We start from the raw sequence: 1459 nt of genomic DNA on the forward strand, positions 1-1459 counted from the left end.
GGGCGGGGCTGCTCGCCGCCCTCGACGGCCGATTCGTGGCGCCGGGCCCATCCGGATCGCCCTCGCGCGGACGCACCGACGTGATGCCGACCGGCCGCAACCTGATGACGCTCGATCCGCGTTCGCTGCCGACCCGGGCGGCGACGCTGCTCGGCGAGAAGGCCGCGGCCGCCATCGTCCTGCGCCACCTCCAGGACGAGGGCGAGTATCCCGCCCGGATCGTCATGGACCTGTGGGCCTCGCCGACGCTGCGCACCGGCGGCGAGGACGTGGCGCATGCCCTCGCTCTCATGGGCGTCCGCCCGACCTGGGACCACGCGACCACCCGCGTCACCGGCTTCGAGGTGCTGCCGCTCGCCCTGCTCGACCGGCCGCGCATCGACGTGACCTGCCGCGTCTCGGGCGCGTTCCGCGACACCTTCCAGGACACCCTCGCCCTCCTCGACCGCGCCGCACGGGCCGTGGCGCAGCGCGAGGAGGAGGACGACGAGAACCCCCTTGCAGCAGCCCGCCGCCGTGGCGAGGGCCAGGCTCGCATCTTCGGCGCCGCCCCCGGCCGCTATGGCGCCGGCGCCGCCGAGACGGCGCTCGACGGCGCATGGGCCGAGCGCGGCGATCTCGGGCGCGCCTATCTCGCGGCGAGCACCCATGCCTACGGCGACGCGGAGGGTGCGGATGCCGGCTTCGCCCAGCGGGTGGCGCAGGCCGACGCCTATCTCCACGCCTTCGACGTGGCCGAACGCGACCTGTTCGACGGCGATGCCGCCGCCGATGCGATGGGCGGGTTCGCCGCCGCGGCCGCCTTGGGGGGCGGCACGCCGACCCTCTACAGCCTCGATGCCGCGAGGCCGGAGACGCCGAAGGTGCGCACCGCCCGCGAGGACGCCGCCCGCCTCGTCCGCGCCCGGCTCGCGAACCCGCGCTGGATCGCCGGACAGCTGCGGCACGGCTATCGCGGCGCCCAGGAACTCGCTCAAGGGCTTGATGCGGTGTTCGTGCTGGCCGCGACCACCGACGCGGTGACCGATGCCGACTTCGACCGGCTCTACGGCGCCTGGATCGCCGATGCCGAGACCTTCGACGCGTTGCGCACCGCCAATCCCGCGGCGACGCGGGCGATCCTGGAGCGGTTCGACGAGGCCCGCGCCCGCGGTCTCTGGACCAGCCGGCGCAATGCGATGCCGGCCGACGAATTGATGCCGCAGGCGGCGGAATGAACGTGCCGCGTCGCGTCCTGCCGGATGCTGCGAACCGCCGCGGTTGGTGCCCCAGCCTCGCGCGGCCGATGCCGACCGGGGACGGCCTGCTCGCCCGCATCCACCCGCCCCTCGGCATCCTGACGCGCGCGCAGATCCGTGCCGTGGCGGCGGCATCGCCGTCGAACAGGTCGCGTTCGGCCACGTCGAAGGCGTGGAGATAGGCGTCGGCCTGCGCCACCCGCTGGGCGAAGCCGGCATCC

General features: G+C 74.9%; 2 protein-coding genes. Both read left to right on the top strand.

Features of this window, described 5'->3' with window-relative positions; translation table 11 throughout:
- Window positions 1–1217: cobaltochelatase subunit CobN (locus FV223_RS27455; RefSeq protein WP_187276274.1), on the top strand; the 1217-nt coding region annotated here is incomplete at its 5' end.
- A 46-nt stretch (window positions 1218–1263) separates the two neighbouring features.
- Window positions 1264–1459 (top strand): hypothetical protein (locus FV223_RS31335; protein WP_210247532.1); only part of this gene is annotated, 196 nt, incomplete at its 3' end.

The sequence above is a fragment of the Methylobacterium sp. WL116 genome (assembly GCF_008039455.1).
Lineage (GTDB): Bacteria > Pseudomonadota > Alphaproteobacteria > Rhizobiales > Beijerinckiaceae > Methylobacterium.